The 15,705-nt window shown below is 67.8% G+C and carries 13 protein-coding genes and 2 pseudogenes; 12 read left to right on the top strand and 3 right to left on the bottom strand.

The window, feature by feature from the left end:
• Positions 1–2: 2 nt before the first annotated feature.
• Positions 3–3,137, bottom strand: coding sequence for a right-handed parallel beta-helix repeat-containing protein (locus ACNS84_RS10610; protein ID WP_435074840.1), 3,135 nt, complete (start codon positions 3,135–3,137; stop codon positions 3–5).
• A 277-nt stretch (positions 3,138–3,414) separates the two neighbouring features.
• Between ACNS84_RS10610 and ACNS84_RS10615 the strand changes: the two genes are divergently transcribed.
• The gene (locus ACNS84_RS10615; protein ID WP_435074841.1) at positions 3,415–3,549 is read left to right on the top strand and encodes a hypothetical protein; all 135 of its coding nucleotides are present in this window, start codon (positions 3,415–3,417) and stop codon (positions 3,547–3,549) included.
• 59 nt (positions 3,550–3,608) lie between these two features.
• On the opposite strand, the gene ACNS84_RS10620 is transcribed toward ACNS84_RS10615, so the two are convergent.
• Positions 3,609–4,649 (bottom strand): zinc-dependent alcohol dehydrogenase family protein, encoded by a 1,041-nt coding sequence (locus tag ACNS84_RS10620; RefSeq protein ID WP_435074842.1) that lies wholly within the window; start codon positions 4,647–4,649, stop codon positions 3,609–3,611.
• A 49-nt stretch (positions 4,650–4,698) separates the two neighbouring features.
• Positions 4,699–5,784: a sulfite exporter TauE/SafE family protein gene (locus ACNS84_RS10625; RefSeq protein ID WP_435074843.1), complete on the bottom strand. Its 1,086-nt coding sequence runs from the start codon at positions 5,782–5,784 to the stop codon at positions 4,699–4,701.
• A 248-nt stretch (positions 5,785–6,032) separates the two neighbouring features.
• Here ACNS84_RS10625 and ACNS84_RS10630 point away from each other — a divergent pair.
• The 11 genes and pseudogenes from ACNS84_RS10630 to ACNS84_RS10680 form a co-directional block, all read left to right on the top strand.
• Positions 6,033–6,626, top strand: a pseudogene (locus ACNS84_RS10630) (secretion system protein); the annotation flags it as partial.
• Between the two features lie 60 nt (positions 6,627–6,686).
• Entirely contained in the window at positions 6,687–7,316 is a 630-nt protein-coding gene (locus ACNS84_RS10635) for a M48 family metalloprotease (RefSeq protein WP_435074844.1), read from the top strand.
• 616 nt (positions 7,317–7,932) lie between these two features.
• A pseudogene (locus ACNS84_RS10640) lies at positions 7,933–8,145 on the top strand (type II secretion system F family protein); the annotation flags it as partial.
• Between the two features lie 191 nt (positions 8,146–8,336).
• Positions 8,337–9,428: a nicotinate-nucleotide--dimethylbenzimidazole phosphoribosyltransferase gene (locus tag ACNS84_RS10645; protein ID WP_435074845.1), complete on the top strand. Its 1,092-nt coding sequence runs from the start codon at positions 8,337–8,339 to the stop codon at positions 9,426–9,428.
• Positions 9,425–10,744 carry a cobyrinic acid a,c-diamide synthase gene (locus ACNS84_RS10650; protein ID WP_435074846.1) on the top strand — a complete coding sequence of 440 codons (1,320 nt, stop codon included), beginning with the start codon at positions 9,425–9,427 and terminating at the stop codon, positions 10,742–10,744. Before ACNS84_RS10645 ends, ACNS84_RS10650 begins: the two co-directional genes overlap by 4 nt.
• 2 nt (positions 10,745–10,746) lie before the next feature.
• Positions 10,747–11,757 (top strand): CobD/CbiB family cobalamin biosynthesis protein, encoded by a 1,011-nt coding sequence (locus ACNS84_RS10655; protein WP_435074847.1) that lies wholly within the window; start codon positions 10,747–10,749, stop codon positions 11,755–11,757.
• A complete protein-coding gene (gene cobS / locus ACNS84_RS10660) occupies positions 11,754–12,524 on the top strand; it encodes an adenosylcobinamide-GDP ribazoletransferase (RefSeq protein ID WP_435074848.1) in 771 nt (256 codons plus the stop codon). The genes ACNS84_RS10655 and cobS overlap by 4 nt, the downstream gene beginning before the upstream one ends.
• Positions 12,524–13,174, top strand: coding sequence for an NTP transferase domain-containing protein (locus ACNS84_RS10665; RefSeq protein ID WP_435075163.1), 651 nt, complete (start codon positions 12,524–12,526; stop codon positions 13,172–13,174). The genes cobS and ACNS84_RS10665 overlap by 1 nt, the downstream gene beginning before the upstream one ends.
• 10 nt (positions 13,175–13,184) lie before the next feature.
• Positions 13,185–14,237, top strand: a complete 1,053-nt coding sequence (locus ACNS84_RS10670) for a threonine-phosphate decarboxylase (protein ID WP_435074849.1) — start codon at positions 13,185–13,187, stop codon at positions 14,235–14,237.
• Positions 14,230–14,991, top strand: a complete 762-nt coding sequence (locus tag ACNS84_RS10675) for an adenosylcobinamide amidohydrolase (protein WP_435074850.1) — start codon at positions 14,230–14,232, stop codon at positions 14,989–14,991. The genes ACNS84_RS10670 and ACNS84_RS10675 overlap by 8 nt, the downstream gene beginning before the upstream one ends.
• Positions 14,988–15,704, top strand: coding sequence for a cob(I)yrinic acid a,c-diamide adenosyltransferase (locus ACNS84_RS10680; protein WP_435074851.1), 717 nt, complete (start codon positions 14,988–14,990; stop codon positions 15,702–15,704). The genes ACNS84_RS10675 and ACNS84_RS10680 overlap by 4 nt, the downstream gene beginning before the upstream one ends.
• Position 15,705 lies beyond the last annotated feature (1 nt).

Below are 15,705 nucleotides of genomic sequence, written 5' to 3' on the forward strand. Positions count from 1 at the left end.
GTTCAGTTCCCCGTCAGGGCGCCCTCCTCGGTCTCTTGGGTCGGATCGACCGGGACGGTCGCGCCGAGTTCGCCGTCATCGGTGACGAACACCCAGTAGCCCTTGAACGGGCTGACCTCGCCGGGGTTCGAGACCCCACTGTAGGCGTCGAGTCCGTACGGTGTCGAGATGGTTCGCTGTCCGGCGAAAACGTCGATCACAGTCGTGACCTCGGCGGTCGATCCCGCGAACGCCTCCTCCGAGTCGGCGTTGCCGGTCGGCGCACCGACGAAGTTCCATCCGGCCTCAAGGTTGGCGGTCGTCATCGACGGGACCGGAGAGTCCGTCTCGGCGTACTCGAAGTCGATCCGGAGGTCGGCATCGTCCTCGTCGACGGTGACCACGAACGCGTCGAGCGCGCCGACGTCCTCGTCGGCGATCTTCTCACCGCTCTCCCACTCGTCGCCGTCGTACGCGTAGACGGTGCCGTCAAACTCACCGAAGACCTCGCTAACGTTGCCTTCGACGGGCGCCGGGAAGGCGACCGAGTGCGGCTCACCGTCCGCGGGCACGACGAGGTCGTGGCCGAAGTCGGTGCGCTCGCCCGGTCGGGTGAAGTCGCTCGCGTTCGGCGACGAGGTCAGGAACGGGTCGTAGTCGATTTCGCCGCCGTTCTGAACGGAACTCCCAAACCCGTCGGTCTTGAACGAGACATTCTCGAGGTCGTCCCATTCGTTCATCGTAACGTCGAGGGTTCCGCTGTCGGCTTTGTGCTGGATCGCGTCCACATCGCCGAACGTGTTGTCTTTCACGATCTGTGCGTCGGCATCGACCTGCGCTTCATCGGTGCTCTCGATCCCGTATCCGACGCCGGAGTAGGTATCCGCGGTCGCGTCGATCTCGTTGTACTCGACGACCGTTTCGGGCGTCTCCGCGACGTTCGATCCGCCACTGGCCCGAGTGACGACACCGAAGGAGTAACCCTCGCTGTCGACGCTGATCGAGTTGTTGAGCACGAGCGTCCCCTCGGTTTCGGCCTGGTCGCTCACGCCGACGACACCTGCAACCTCGTCGTTGCTGGCGGTGCCGGTGATGTCGTTGCCGACGATCTGAACGCCCGTGAGCGGATCGCCGCCGAACACCTGGATGGCGTTGACCTCTTCGAAGGCACCGTTCGCGTCAAGCGAGACGTCGACCGTGCTGTCGTATACACTGACGTCGGAGGCAGTAATCAGGATAGCCTGTTTTTCGTTGTTCGGAAGGCCCTCCTCACCACTGGGACGGACAAACTTGTCCGGTTCAACACTAACGTTGGCCAGTGTGACGTTCTCATCGTTCAGATAGACGAGTCCGTTGATGACGGTGTCATCGTCCTGGCCGACGATGGAGATGTTCGACGTTTCGACGCTGACGTCTTCATCGTACATTCCGGGGCCGACGGTAACCAAATCGCCGTCCGCGGCGGCGTCGACTGCTCGGTCGATCGACCCGTAGATGGCGTCCGACTGGACACCGTCCGAATCGAGGAGATACGCCGCGCGTACGAACTCGTTGGTCGCACGGACGAAGCCGAGGTCAAGGTTGCCGGGAGCGTCGCTCACTGCGACCGACTGAGCGTCGATTTCGTTATCCGCTATCCTTACGTCCTCGACGGGGATTCCGTACGACTCTGAGAGAATTCCGGTGTCGGTGCTCACGATATCGTTCTCGGTGATCGTAACGTTGGAGCCCGAGAAGTCAATGCCGCGCTCAGTGTCGAATACGGGCGCTTCACCGTCAATCTCGCCGGCGTCGACGGTGATCGTGTTGTTCTCGATGAGGACGTTATTCGCCTTATAAATCCCGAACCCTTGAGTATTGACCGAGATGGTGCTATCGCGGACCACCGCACTGCCCGTCTCGGACTGGTGCCCGAAGGCGAACACGGTGTTCGAGACGGAGACATCAGCTGCCGAGAGCGAGTTCTCTGCACCCGATCCCGTCTGGACGGCACCGTAGAGCCCCTCAAAGTCGAGGTCAGACAGGGATACGGACGCATCGTTTCGGACCGTGACCCCCAAGTCACTGTTATCGAACGTCTCGCCGCCGACGATATCGAATCCGGAGAGAGCCACGCCGTTCGCCTCGACTTTGACCACCGTACCACTATCCCGTGTGAGCGTGGGAGCGTCTGTGCCGACGGGTTCCAACGTAATATCGTCGGTCGCGATGGTGATCTGTTCGTCGTAGCTCCCGCTTTTCACTGCGATCGTGTCACCCGGCTCGGCCGCCTCGACGGCGTCCTGTATGGACTCTCCCTCGAGGACGACCGTATTCCCGTTCTCGTCGTAGGTTTCGCCGTCCCACAGGGTGACTGTCTCAGCGCTGTTCCCCGAGAGGAACGCTTCCGCAGTCTCGCTGGGAGTGCCGAGTTCGGACTCGCCGTTCAGCGAGTTTGGAGCCGACTGTTCGATCTTCACGTCTGCGAGTGCCGCGTTGTCGATATCGTTCGCTTCGACGGTGATGTTAGCGCCGGAGATGTCGGCACTCTCGGTGAAGTCCGACAGCCAGACACCTTCCGCAGTAGTGTCGCTGATCGAGTTATTTCGGACGACGATGTTCGTGGACTGACTGTCGACAACCAGGCCGATGGACCCGCCCTCGACCGTGTTGTCGCGAATAGAGACGTCGCCGATGACCGGTCCGGAGCCGCCCCACGTCGAAATCCCGCCGGACGCAGCGCCGCCGAGAACCGTGTTGTTGGACACGGTTGCGCCACCGGATTGAACGTCAATCGGGGCCGCATTGTCTGCCCCGGCGTCAACTATCAGTCCGTCGATAGTTACCCCGGTCGCCGCGAGGGTGACAATTCCGTTGATCGTCGCAGACGCTCCGTCAGCAGATCTGAGGGTAACCCGTTCAACCTCGATAGAAACGTCTCCGTCGTACGTTCCGGCGCCGACGACAACGGTGTAGCCGGCTTGACTGTTATCGACTGCCGTCTGAACCTCGTCGAACGGTGCGGCATCTATGCGCTCACCATTCTCGTCGAGTACGACGACATCACCCTGTCCGGCTTCCTGCGCTGCCGCACTCCCCGCAAACCCGGCCCCCATCGCGACCACGGACAGCAGCATGATCGCGGCGAGGAAGATCGCGTGGAACCGCTCGCGCGTCATTGATTGACCACCGTTCGTTGCTTCGTCTTTCCTGTAACGTCGGTTAATGTGTTCATAATCGCAACACTCCACTGCGGAGATATCTCATTCAAGTAACGACATCGGTGTAGTATTTGGCCGCCAGAACGATCGTACGCGACGGCTGAAGATCTTCAATCGGAGCCTGAAACGACGTTTGAAACCCTCTACTACGGGATATCCATTTACGTCTCAGTCCGATATCTGTGGCAAAAGATCGACAAAATTTGAGGTGGAATCCGTCCCGATCGTGTGAGTTGTGGGCCGGGCCGCGGTGCTCGGTCGGGGGGTCGGCGTCGTCCACTGGATCGTCTGCGGCCACGTCGTCGAGGGCGTCCGCAAGTCGTTCGTCAGGCTCCTCGGACCGGTCACGGTCTCGGAGCGTCGGCGATGAGCACACACGACAACGGGACAGTTGCAACGAGGCGGCAGACAGGAGATCTGTGGGAAGCGTTACAGTTTCACGAGCACCTTGATCGCCTCCCGCTCGTCCATCATGCGGTACCCCTCGTCGACGTCGTCGAGGCCGATCGTCTCGGTGAACACCGGCGCGGGGTCGAGGGTCCCTTGGAGCACGTCGGCCATCAGCTCCTCGGCGTACGCGCGGACGGGGGCGACGCCGCCCGAGAGCGTGACGTTGTCGCCGAACATGCCGAACACGTCGAGCCCCTCGTCGCTGACGCCGTAGGGGACGCCCACGTAGCCGATCGTGCCGCCCGGCCGGACCGCGTCGATGGCGGTGTTCATCGCGCTCGCAGCGCCGACACACTCCATCACGTGGTTCGGCCCACCGTAGGTGAGTTCCCGAATGCGCTCGACGGCGGCGTCACCGCGCGCCGAGACCGTCTCGGTGGCGCCGAACTCCGCGGCGAGTTCGAGGCGGTCCTCGTGGTGTCCCACCGCGATGATCCGCTCGGCGCCGAGCCGACGGGCTGCGAGCACGCCGCAGAGCCCGACTGCGCCGTCGCCGATCACGGCGACCGTCGACCCCGCCTCGACGTCCGCGCTGACGGCCGCGTGGTGGCCCGTGCCCATCACGTCGGTCAGCGGGAGCAGCGAGCGGAGGGCGTCCTCGTCGTCGGCGTACCGGTCTGGGACGCGCACGAGCGTGCCGTCGGCGTGGGTCGACCGGACGTACTCCCCCTGAGCACCGCCGTTGTCGCCGCCCCACGAGTCGCCGTTCTCGCAGGAGGTGTGGAGTCCCTTCCGGCAGAACTCGCACTCGCCGCAGGAGATGGCGAAGGGAGCGAGCACGCGGTCGCCCGGCGCGACCGAGGTGACGGCCTCGCCCGTCTCCTCGACGATCCCCATCGGTTCGTGGCCGACCGGCGATCCGGGGTCGCGGTCGCTGTCGCCGCGGTAAAACCAGAGGTCGGAGCCGCAGATGGCGGTGTGCGTCACCCTGACGATTGCGTCCGTGGGAGCCTCGATTTCGGGGCGAGGTCGCTCCTCGACGCCGACGTCTCCGGGGCCGTTGAAAATAACAGCGCGCATACCGCGGCTCCGGGCGGGGCGCACAAAAGCGCGGCGGCAGACCCGACCGTCAGATCCCGCCGGCGGCCATCGCGAACAGGGCGACGGCAATGATGGCGAACAGCACGCCGACACCGCGCTTTATGAGTCCCGTGTCCAGCGCCGTCGAGACGTACGGAGCGATCTGCCCGCCGAGCGTCGTCGCCGGAACGGTCCAGACGACCATGTTCCACGGCGTCGTCGCCAGGTCGATCGCGTGGCCGCCGACCAGTCCGCTGCCGAACACGTGCACGATAGACGCCAACACGGCCGTGGTCGCGACGACGATGTGGTTCGTCCCGATCGCGACGCGCACCGGGACCTGCGTGCGAAGCATCGAGATGATACCAAGTTCGCCGATCCCGAAGCCGGCCAGCCCCTGGAAGACGCCGCCGACGCTGTAGTTGACGAACCGTTCGAGGTAGCCGCCACGCGAGTAGACGTAGTCGTCGCCGTCGCGGTCGACGCGGGTGACCGTCCCGGAGTCATCTGTGTCGACGCCGGCGGGGCCGAGCTTATTCTCGTCGTTGGGGAGGTCGCGGGCGGATCCCCCGTCCGTCGCGACGTCGGCGTCGTCCGCGCTCTCCGTCGGGTCGCCGTGCCCCAGGTTGGCCCGGAAGAGGAGGTACGACGCCGCGATCAGCGCGATACCCAACAGCGCGTGGAACAGTGGTTCGGGGATGACGAATGAGAGCAGCGCGCCCCCGACGACGAAGGGGACGCCGCCCAAGACGAGCGACAGCGAGAGCCGTCGGTCGACGAGCCCATACTGGATGAACGCGAGCGAGGAACTGGACAGCCCGAACGACTCGCTGATGAGGCCTATTTTCACCAGCGTCGTCGCTTCCAAGGGGTACGCGAAGAGCGGGAAGACGAAGATGAGGAACGGCACGAACAGCGCCGACCCGCTGATGCCGACCGTGTTGACGATGGTCGCCCCGGTGATGAACGCGATGAACAGCCACCAGTACTCGGTCCAGTAGTTGACGCCGGCGTCAGCGGGCGTCGGTGCGAAGCTGTACACCCCGACCACGAACGCGAGCGGGGCGAGGAACACGACTAGGTGCTGATAGCGCAGAAAGGTACGCTGCGCGTCACTCGACAGTGAGGAACTCATTGAATCGTGAACTGCCAGTAGCCGAGATGCGCATAAATTAGTTGTTATCGCTGACAATTCGAATGGAAAATCATTGAAGTTACGATCGGAGGAAGGCGGGGCGTTCGGATTCGTTTCTGGACGATGAAACATCAGTGTAGTGATGAAAAAGAAGGATTTAACCCGAACAGTCGGCCACCCGCCGATCGAACGATGACGCGGGACAGCGATCGGCGGACCGACGGAGGGTGTTCGGGGGCGGTCGAACCGTGAGCGGCGGTCCGACGCTCCGGATCGTCGACGAGTCGGACGACGAACCGGAGGCCGCGGTGCCCGCGCCGGTTCCGCCGGACGACCCCGAAGCGTGGTACGCGCCCGACGTGCGAGCGCAGTACGAGGCCGCACCGGGCGTCGTCGCCACTGTCCGCGAGCGCGACGGCGGTCGCTTCGGCTACGACGTTCGCGAGCCGCCGCTCTCTCCCGTCGACGAAGCAGCGCTCGACCGCGTTCGCGACCACTTCTCCGCCGTCCGGCATCGGCGACCCCTCACTCGCGTCGGCGTCGTCGAGCGAGCCGAGCGGGGGTTCGAGCCGAAGTACGATCACGCGCTCGACCGACTGCTCGATGCGAGCGCCGCCGCACGCCGCCGAATCGGTTATCACGCGCTGCGGGACCTCCGACTGCTCGGCGACGTGACGCCGCTGGCCCTTGACGATCGGATCGAGGTGGCCGACGTGGGCGACGAGCGCGAACTGGTCGTCCACACGGAGACGTTTGCGCCGCTGGAGACGGGCATCGACGCCGACGCCGACTACGTCGAGCGGGTCGCCGCCGAACGGCTCGCGCAGTACGCGGTCGGGTTCTGAGTAGATTCAGTAGATACCGCTACAAATCTTATATGTGTTGACGTGATATTCATAGGTGTGACAATTAGCAAAGGTTTGACTGAATTCGGCCAATACGCACTCACTTGGCTATTTGTGTTAGTGCTAAAGCGAACAAGACTTGAAGGGACGGAGGATTTCGAACTTGCTGACGAGACCGTCACCGTATTTAAATTCAGAGCTGATAGGCCAGAATTTGCTCAGGCAACTCCGTTTGGGACAATCATTTGGAACCTCCATCAGACTGAAAGCTTGTCTGATAACGCCCGTCAATTCGTTCTAACTCACGAACGTAGCCATAGAGACCGGAATCCCGTTTGGAAGGGGTTCTTGTACGGTGGTGCAATCTGCGTCGCCGTGGCCGGCGCCTCAGTCCTGAAATTAATTCTCGCAGTTACGCTGGGAGAGGTGCCCTTCGGAGCATTGTACCAACCCGTAGCAGTGAGTCTCCTATTTGTGGCCGGGTTTCTACTCGCATTCCGTATTGAAGAAACAGTTGCCGACTATCAGGCACTTCAGCAAATTGGTGAAAAAAGGTTTACTGAGGCTTATAAAGAAGTGTTTGAGTCAGGGAGCGGTGGAATTGTGTCGGACCTCGTCCGTACAATTCTATACACTCATCCCAAACAGACTCTAAAACTGCACCGTTTTGTAAAGCAATATAATTGACCGCAACTTGTGGAGAGCGACGTTGGCCGCCACTCCCTACGATTGTGGGACGGCCATGTGGTGGCTGATTGGGTTACAATACAAATGTGGATTGAGGACCACAGAAATAATGTACGAGCACCTGGCTTCATTATTTTCGTATTTGGTTTTGTATATCAAATGCTGGGCTACGCCATCTGAATGTATATTCCAACTTAGCAGGAAGCCGGGTTAATCTATTATGCGGGTAATTTTCTCCCTCTAGTCAGCAGCCCGTTTGCATCAATCGCTAAGGATTTCAACAGATCCATCAATCAAAAATAATATCTATTCAGGACTTTATTCATATATATGGTAAGTTTAGGCGGTGGTGGCTGGCCTCGATGGCTGTTACTGGTAGCGGTAGGTGGAGTTGGTTTCTATTTCATGCAGAATGGAGAAATCCCAACAAGATACACTATGAGTGGTATGAATCTGCCACTTCAGGACATGAGTATGGGGCTTATTCTCATTGGTGTTCTGTTAGGATTAGTTTACCAAGCGAAGAATCTCTAATAATTATCTCCGGTGCCGTGACTTGATGACGGGCCGGCCCGCAGACTGCGTCGATGTCTCAGAGTTAGAACCGAGCCGCGCCGACCTCGCGGGCGCCACCGACCTCGTGACGGAGCCGGAGACGGTTCACCCAGACCTCGAACGCTTCCGCCTGTACGTCGTCACGCAGGCGACGATGTTGGCGTCGGGCTGGTTCGCCGGCACGGCCTCCCGCGGGCGTTACGAGGCGCTGCTCCACTCCGGACTCCTCGTCGGGATCTGCTACGCCGTCTTCACGGTCGGCGGATTGCTGTGATCGGCGCCTCGGAAGGATCCCTCTGTCGTCGGGAGCCGAATCGCGGCCGACGGCGACCGCGTCGACGACTCAGAACCCGACCCAGATGCCGATCAATTAAAGTCGACTTGTGCTAACCAACCGCTAGTGGTTATCATCGACGCGGGCGCCGACAGACTGGTTCGACGGACGCCACGGTCCGGGGGCGTCGCGTGACCGACACGACGCTCGCGGTCGTCGCCGGCGCGACGGAGACGGCCGCAATAGAGGGCATCAGCGCCGCTGGCGCCGATCCGACACTTCGTCGGCACACGCCGAGCGCGGACCTCGAAATCGTCGCTGACGGGCGTCCGGCCGCCGACTCGCCGGTGCCGGTCAGCCCGTCCGGGTGCCCGACGCCGGCGGTCGTCACCCGCGCCGTCCGAGAGCTCCTCGACCTCGAGTTCGTGGGCGTCGACGCCGGGCTCGCCGTGCCGACCGCACCGGCATCGGCGCCGATGCTCGACGCGAACGCGTCTCCCGGCGGCGACGTCCGGACGGCGGAGCCGGTCCCCGACGCGGCGACCGTCTTCGAGCGAGGCCGGGAGCTGGCGGGGCGGATCGCGGACGCCCCGGCCGACGGCCGAGGCGGTGGCGGCCCCGGCGAACTCCTCGTCGGCGAGACGGTTCCCGGCGGGACGACGACCGCGCTCGGCGTCCTGACCGCGCTCGGCGAGCGCCCGGTCGTCTCCTCGTCGCTGGCGGCGAACCCCCTGGCGAGGAAGCGGGCGGTCGTCGAGGAGGGACTGGCCGCGAGCGGGCTCTCCCCCGGCGACGCGGCGGGCGACCCAGTCGAGGCGATCCGGCTGATGGGCGACCCGGTGCTCGCCGCGGCCGCCGGCCTCGTCGTCGGCGCCGTCGAGCGCGGCGTCGACGTGACCCTCGCCGGCGGCACCCAACTAGCGACGGTCGCCGCGCTGGCGCGCCACGCCGGAGTCGAGCGGCGTCTCCCCTTGGCGACGACCACGTTCGTCGCCGACGACCCGACTGCGGACGTCGCGAGGCTCGCCGACGATCTGGATCTGACGCTGACCGCGACCGACCCCGCGTTCGGCGCGAGCGATCACCCGGCGATGCGCGCGTACGCCCGCGGCGAGGCGAAGGAGGGCGTCGGGATGGGCGGCGCGCTGGCGCTCGCCGAACGCGCCGACGTTTCGAACGCCGACCTGCGCGAGCGCGTCGCCGCAGTCACCGACCAACTGCTCGCCGAACGCGGGGAGGAAGGGGCGGGCGCGAAGGGGGCGACGGGAGGCGATTCCCGATGAAAGGGGTCGTCCTCGGTGGCGTGGCCTCCGGCGTCGGCAAGACCGTCGCGACGCTCGCGGCGATCCGCGCGCTCGAAGACGCCGGGTACGCCGTCCAACCGGCGAAGGCCGGCCCGGACTTCATCGACCCGAGCCACCACGCGCGCGTCGCGGGGCGTCCCTCGCGCACGCTCGACTCGTGGTTACAGGGCGAGGACGGGCTCCACCGGAACTACGCCCGCGGCGAGGGCGACGTCTGCGTCGTCGAGGGCGTAATGGGGCTGTACGACGGCGACGTATCGAGCACCGCCGCGGTCGCCGAGGCGCTCGACCTCCCGGTCGCGCTCGTGGTCGACGCGAGCGCGGGGATGGAGAGCGTCGCCGCGACCGCGCTCGGGTTCCGCGCCTACGCCGATCGGATCGACCGCGACGTCGACGTCGCCGGCGTGATCGCACAACGCGCGCACGGCGGGCGACACGAAGACGGAATTCGCGAGGCGCTCCCCGAGGGGATGACCTACCTCGGTCGGATCCCGCCGAACGACGACCTAGCGGTCCCCGAGCGACACCTCGGCCTACACATGGGCGACGAGTCGCCCGTGCCCGACGACGCGCTCGACGCGGCCGCCGAGGGGCTTCGGACCGAGCGCCTGCTCGATATCGCGCGGAAGCCGGCGGGGGCCGCGGAACCGAACGGGACAGGCGAGGCGAACGAGCCGACCGTCGGTGACCGTCCCCGCGTCGCGGTCGCTCGCGACGAGGCCTTCCGTTTCGCGTATCCGGCCACCGTCGAGCGCCTGCGCGAGCGGGCGACCGTCGAGCCGTTCGCGCCGACTGCGGGCGACCCCCTCCCGCCCTGCGACGGCGTCTACCTCCCCGGCGGCTATCCGGAGCTGCACGCCGCGGAACTCGCGGGGAGTCCGGCGCTCGACGACATCTCCGACGCGGCCGCCGAGGGAATGCCGGTGCTCGGCGAGTGCGGCGGGCTGATGGCGCTCGCCGAGACGCTGACCACCGTCGACGGCGAGACGCACGCGATGGCGGGCGCCCTTCCGGCCGACGTGCGAATGTGCGACCGGTATCAGGCCCTCGACCACGTCGAGCTACGGGCGCGGCGGGACGGGCCGACGGCCGCGGCGGGCGAGACCCTGCGGGGCCACGAGTTCCACTACTCGACCGCCGACGTCGCGAGCGACGCCCGGTTCGCCTTCGACGTGGAGCGCGGGACCGGAATCGACGGCGACCGCGACGGCCTGATAGAACACCGAACGCTCGGAACGTACTGTCACGTCCACCCCGAGAGCGGGGCGTTCGACGCGTTCCTCGACGGGCTGTAGCCGTGGTCGCTCCCCCACCCGACCCCGCGCTCGCAGCGCTCGCCGCCGTCGCCGCGCTGGCGATAGCAGTCGCGCTCGACCTCGCGGTCGCGGAGCCGCCGGGACGAGTCCACCCGGTCGCGCTGCTCGGCTCGCTCGTCGAGCCGGTCGACCGGGAGTGGATGCGCCCGGGGCTCGTCGGCGCCGCGGCCGCGGTCGGCCTCCCGCTCGCCGCCGCGGCGGTCGCCGGAGGAGTCGTGTGGGGCGCCTCCGTCGCCATCCCCGTTCTCGCCGTCCCCGTCGCGGGCGCGCTCCTCTTTACACTCCTCAGCCTCCGGATGCTGTGCGAGGTCACCGCAGAGGTCGTCGCGCTGACGGAGACCGACCCGGACGCAGCGCGCGAGTCGATCCGGGCGCTCGTGGGGCGGGACGCCGCCGACCTCTCACCGGCGGCCCTCCGGAGCGCGGCGGTCGAGAGCGCGGCCGAGAACCTCGCCGACGGGTTCGTGGCGCCGGTAACGGGCTTCGCGGTGGGCGCGACAGTCGGGCTTGCGGTCGCTCCGGCGGCGGCCCTCCCGCTCGGCGTCGCCGGCGCGGCGTGGGTGAAGGCCGTGAACACGCTCGATTCGATGCTCGGCTACCGATCGAAGCCGGTCGGCCGGGCGAGCGCCCGGCTGGACGACGCCGTGATGTACCTCCCGGCGCGGGCGACCGCGACCTGTCTCGCGCTGGCGGCCGGGTCGCTCGGGACGCTTTCGCGGGCGCGATCGTGGGCGCGAGAGCCGGCGTCGCCGAACTCCGGATGGCCGATGGCGACCGCGGCGGCCGCGCTCGACGTGCGGCTGGCGAAGCCGGGTCACTACGCGCTCAATCCGACGGCCGCGTCGCCGACCGTCGCCGACGCGGAGCGGGCGGTCCGGCTTGTCGGCGTCGCCGGCGCGGTCGCCGTCGCGGCGGTGGTCGGGTGGCTGGTGACGGTCGGGTGGTTGCTGTCCGGCGACTGGGTCCCGTCGACCGCCGGGGTGGTCGGATGACAGCGGCCGCGCTCCGCGGCGCGCTCGGCTTCCTCACCCGGATTCCGGTCGGCCGTAGCGAGGGAGACTGGGAGGCGTTCGGACGGGCGCCGTGGACGCTCCCGGTGGTCGGCTACCTCGTCGGGGGGGTCGTCGCCCTGCCGATTCTCGCGCCCCTCCCGGCGCCGACCGTCGCGTTGGCGTTCCCGCTGGTCGTCTACGCCGTGACCGGGATCACTCACCTCGACGGGGTCGCCGACCTCGGCGACGCGGCGGTAGTCCACGGCGGCCCCGACGCGCGGCGAGCGGTCATGCGGGATTCCGCACTCGGCGTCGGCGGGACCGTCGCGCTCGTCGCCGTGGTCCTGGGCCTCGCGACCGGCGCACTCGGATTGGTCGCGGCCGCCGGAGCGTCGAGCGCGGGCGGTCCGCTCATCGTAGTCGGGGTCGTCCTCGCCGCGGAGGTCGGCGCGAAGGCCGCGATGGCGACACTCGTCTGCGTCGGCAACGCGGCTCACGAGGGGCTCGGCGCCGCGCTCACCGAGGGCGTCGGTCCGAGGGCGGCACTCCCCGTTCTCGTGCTCGCGGCGCCCGCGGCGCTCCTCGCGTGGCCGCGGCTCCTGCCGGGGGTCGCCGCGCTCCTCGCCGCGCTGGCGACAGCCGGGCTGATCGGTCGGTGGGCCCGGTCGCGGCTCGGCGGCGTCTCCGGCGACGTGCTCGGCGCGACGAACGAACTGGCGCGGGTCGCCGCGCTGCACGCGGGGGTGATCGCGTGGACGCTCTCGTGATGTGCGGCGGCCGCGGCACCCGCCTCGGCGGGGACACGGAAAAGCCGCTGACCCCGGTCGGAGGGCGACCGACGGTCGATCGCGTGCTCGACGCGCTCGCCGGGAGCCGCGTCGAGACGGCGCACGCGGTCGTCTCGCCGCACGCGACGGCGACGCGTGCGCACCTCGTCGGAGAGCGCCCGGATCTGCCCGTGGTCGACGCGCCGGGCGACGGCTACGTCGCTGACCTGCAGTACGCGATGGAGGCGGTCGGCGCGGGCGACGGGGACGACGCGGGCGATACGACCCACCCGCCGCTCCTGACCGCGGCCGCCGACCTCCCGCTTTTGGACTCCGCGGCCGTGAACGCCGTGATCGACGCCGCTTGGGTCGACGCCGACCGGCCGGGGTCGCTCACCGTCTGCGTCCCCGCGGCGCGCAAACGCGACCTCGGTGTTAGCGCCGACGCGGCGACCGAGATGGACGGTCGCGAGATCGTCCCCGCCGGGATCAACGTCGTCGCGGAAGAGAGCGGAAGCAACGACGGCGATGGCGCCGTCCACCTCACCGAGGACGTCCGGCTCGCCGTCAACGTCAACTACCCGTCGGACGTGCGAGTCGCAGAGCGGCTCCTCGCCGACGAGAGAGGCGACGACCGACCCAACGGCTGAGATCACACCAATGCACTTCGACGACGTCACCGACATCGACCGCGCGCCGCACGGAGGCAGCGATGACACCGACCTGCTGGATTTCTCGGCGAACACGAACCCGGCGGTCCCGGAGGGCGTCGAGGCGGTCTACCGCGAATCGTTCGCCGAGGCGCGGAGCTATCCGCCGGAGCCGCCGGAAGCGTTCCGCGACGCCGCGGCCGACTACGTCGACTGCGACCCTGGGGCCGTGACCCCGACGCCGGGCGGGCTTGCCGCGATTCGGGCCGTGGTCGCGCTTGCGGTCGACCCGGGCGACACCGCGCTCGTGCCGGCGCCGAGCTTCGGCGAGTACGCCCGCGAGGTCCGACTGCAGGGGGGCGAAACCGCGTTCGTCTCGGCGGCCGAGATCCTCGATGCGGACCCAAGCGACCACGCGCTCGCGGTCGTCTGTAACCCCAACAACCCGACCGGGACCGCCTACGATCGCGATGCGCTGGCGCGGTTCGCGGCGCGGTGCCGGGAGGCCGACACGCGCCTGCTCGTCGACGAGGCGTTCCTCGGGTTCACCGACCGCCCGTCGCTCGCGGGGGCGGAGGGGGTCGCCGTCGCCCGGTCGCTCACGAAGCTGTTCGGCCTCCCCGGAATCCGGACGGGGTTCGCGGTCGCGACCGGCGAGTTCGGCGCGGCGCTCGCGAGCGCCCGGCGCCCGTGGAACCTGAGCGCCCCGGCGCTGTCGACCGGCGCGTACTGCCTGCGGCAAGACGAGTTTATAAGTGAGACCCGAGCGCGCGTCCGCTCGGAGCGGGCGCGGATGCGAGATGCGCTCATGGGACAGTACGAGGTCTCACCCTCCGACGCGCCGTTCCTGCTGCTCGACGTCGGGTCGGGCGACCGGACGGTCGAGGCGGTCGTCCGGGAGGCCCGCGACCGGGGCGTGGCAGTCCGGGACGCGACCACCTTCCGGGGGCTCGACTCGCACGTCAGGATCGCGGTGCGCCGGCCCGCGGAGAACGACCGGCTGCTGGCGGCGCTCGGGGTCGGGGACGGGACCACGTCCGGTCCGGAGGGCGGCGATGTTTGAGGCGACCGTGCGCGACGACGTCCTCCGCCTGCGACGCCCGGGAACGCGCTGGCTCTCGACGGGGTGGAACGGCGGGCGCTCGCGCGGGCCCGCGGCGTACAACGTCGCCGTTCCCGAGGGGTTCGAGCGCACCGATCTGGGCGCGTACCGCGACGAGCGGCTGACGCGAGCGGGACTTATAAAGAAGAGCGACGCGGAGCGCGGCGCCGAAAGCGACCCCCCGACCCTGTTCACCGGCGTCGCGATGGAGCACGCGAGGGGCGCGCGCCGCGGACCCGTCGTCGCGTACGCGACGGTCGGGCTGTCGAACCCGGCGATGCTCCCGATGGAGCCGGCGGGAGCGGCTGAGGCCGTCGACGAGTCGGAACGCGACGCGGAGGCGAGGCCCGAGAGATCACCGCGGCGCCCCGGCACGGTCAACCTGATCCTCGGGACGCCCCGACGACTCGCCGACGGCGCCGCCGAAAACCTCGTCGCCGTTGCGGCCGAGGCGAAGGCGGCAACGCTGCTCGCGACCGCGGGCGTGCCGGGGACGACGAGCGACGCGGTTGTAGTCGGAGACGATCCGGACGGAGAGCCGGCGGCGTTCTCCGGCAGCGCCACGGCGATCGGCGCGGCGGCCCGCGTCTGCGTCCGGGACGCGGTGCGAGCGAGCCTGCGGTTGCGGTACCCGGCCGGCGACCTGCCCGGCCCGGCGGACGACGCCGAGCACGGTGTCGTCGCCGACAGACGGGCGGAGGTATTTACCCCATGACACACGACAAAACCGACAGAGTGACCGACAGTGAATCGACCGACGGCGACAGCGCACCCCGGACGCCCGGCGGCGGCGCGGCCCCCGAGCCGAAGCCGATCGAGCCGGCCGCGCCCGAGGATTTCGGGCTCGTGCAGGCCTGGTGGGGCGACGGGAAGGGGAAGACCACGGCGGCGATGGGTATGGGATTCCGGGCCGCGGGGCACGGCTACCGCGTCCACATGCTCCAGTTCATGAAGGGAGGTGCCGACAGCGTCGAGGGCGTCAGAGGAGAGTACAACGCCATTGCCGCGATGCCGGGGTTCAGCTACGAGAACGCCGGCCACTACGGCTGGCACGGGCTGCTCGACGGCTCCACGGACGACGAGCACGAGGCGAAGGCGACCGGCGCCTTCGAACGCGCCGAGGCGCTCGTCGCGGGCGCCGCCGACGCGGACCTCTCCGCTCCGCTCCCGCTCGACGGCGACCCCGAGGGCGGAGTCCACATGCTGATCCTCGACGAGTTGCTCTACGCGGCCGAACGCGAACTCGTCGACCCCGACGACGTGGTCGCGCTCGCGGCGTCGAAACCCGACGGCCTCGAACTCGTCCTCACCGGCAGCCACGCCGAACCGACGTACTTGGAGGGCATCGCCGACCTGATCACGAACGTCCGAAAGGTGGCGCACCCTTTCGACGCCGGGCACCGCGCCCGGCGGGGGACGGAGTACTGAG

Origin of the sequence: Halorubrum wangae (assembly GCF_051194135.1) — an archaeon.
Taxonomy (GTDB): Archaea; Halobacteriota; Halobacteria; order Halobacteriales; family Haloferacaceae; genus Halorubrum.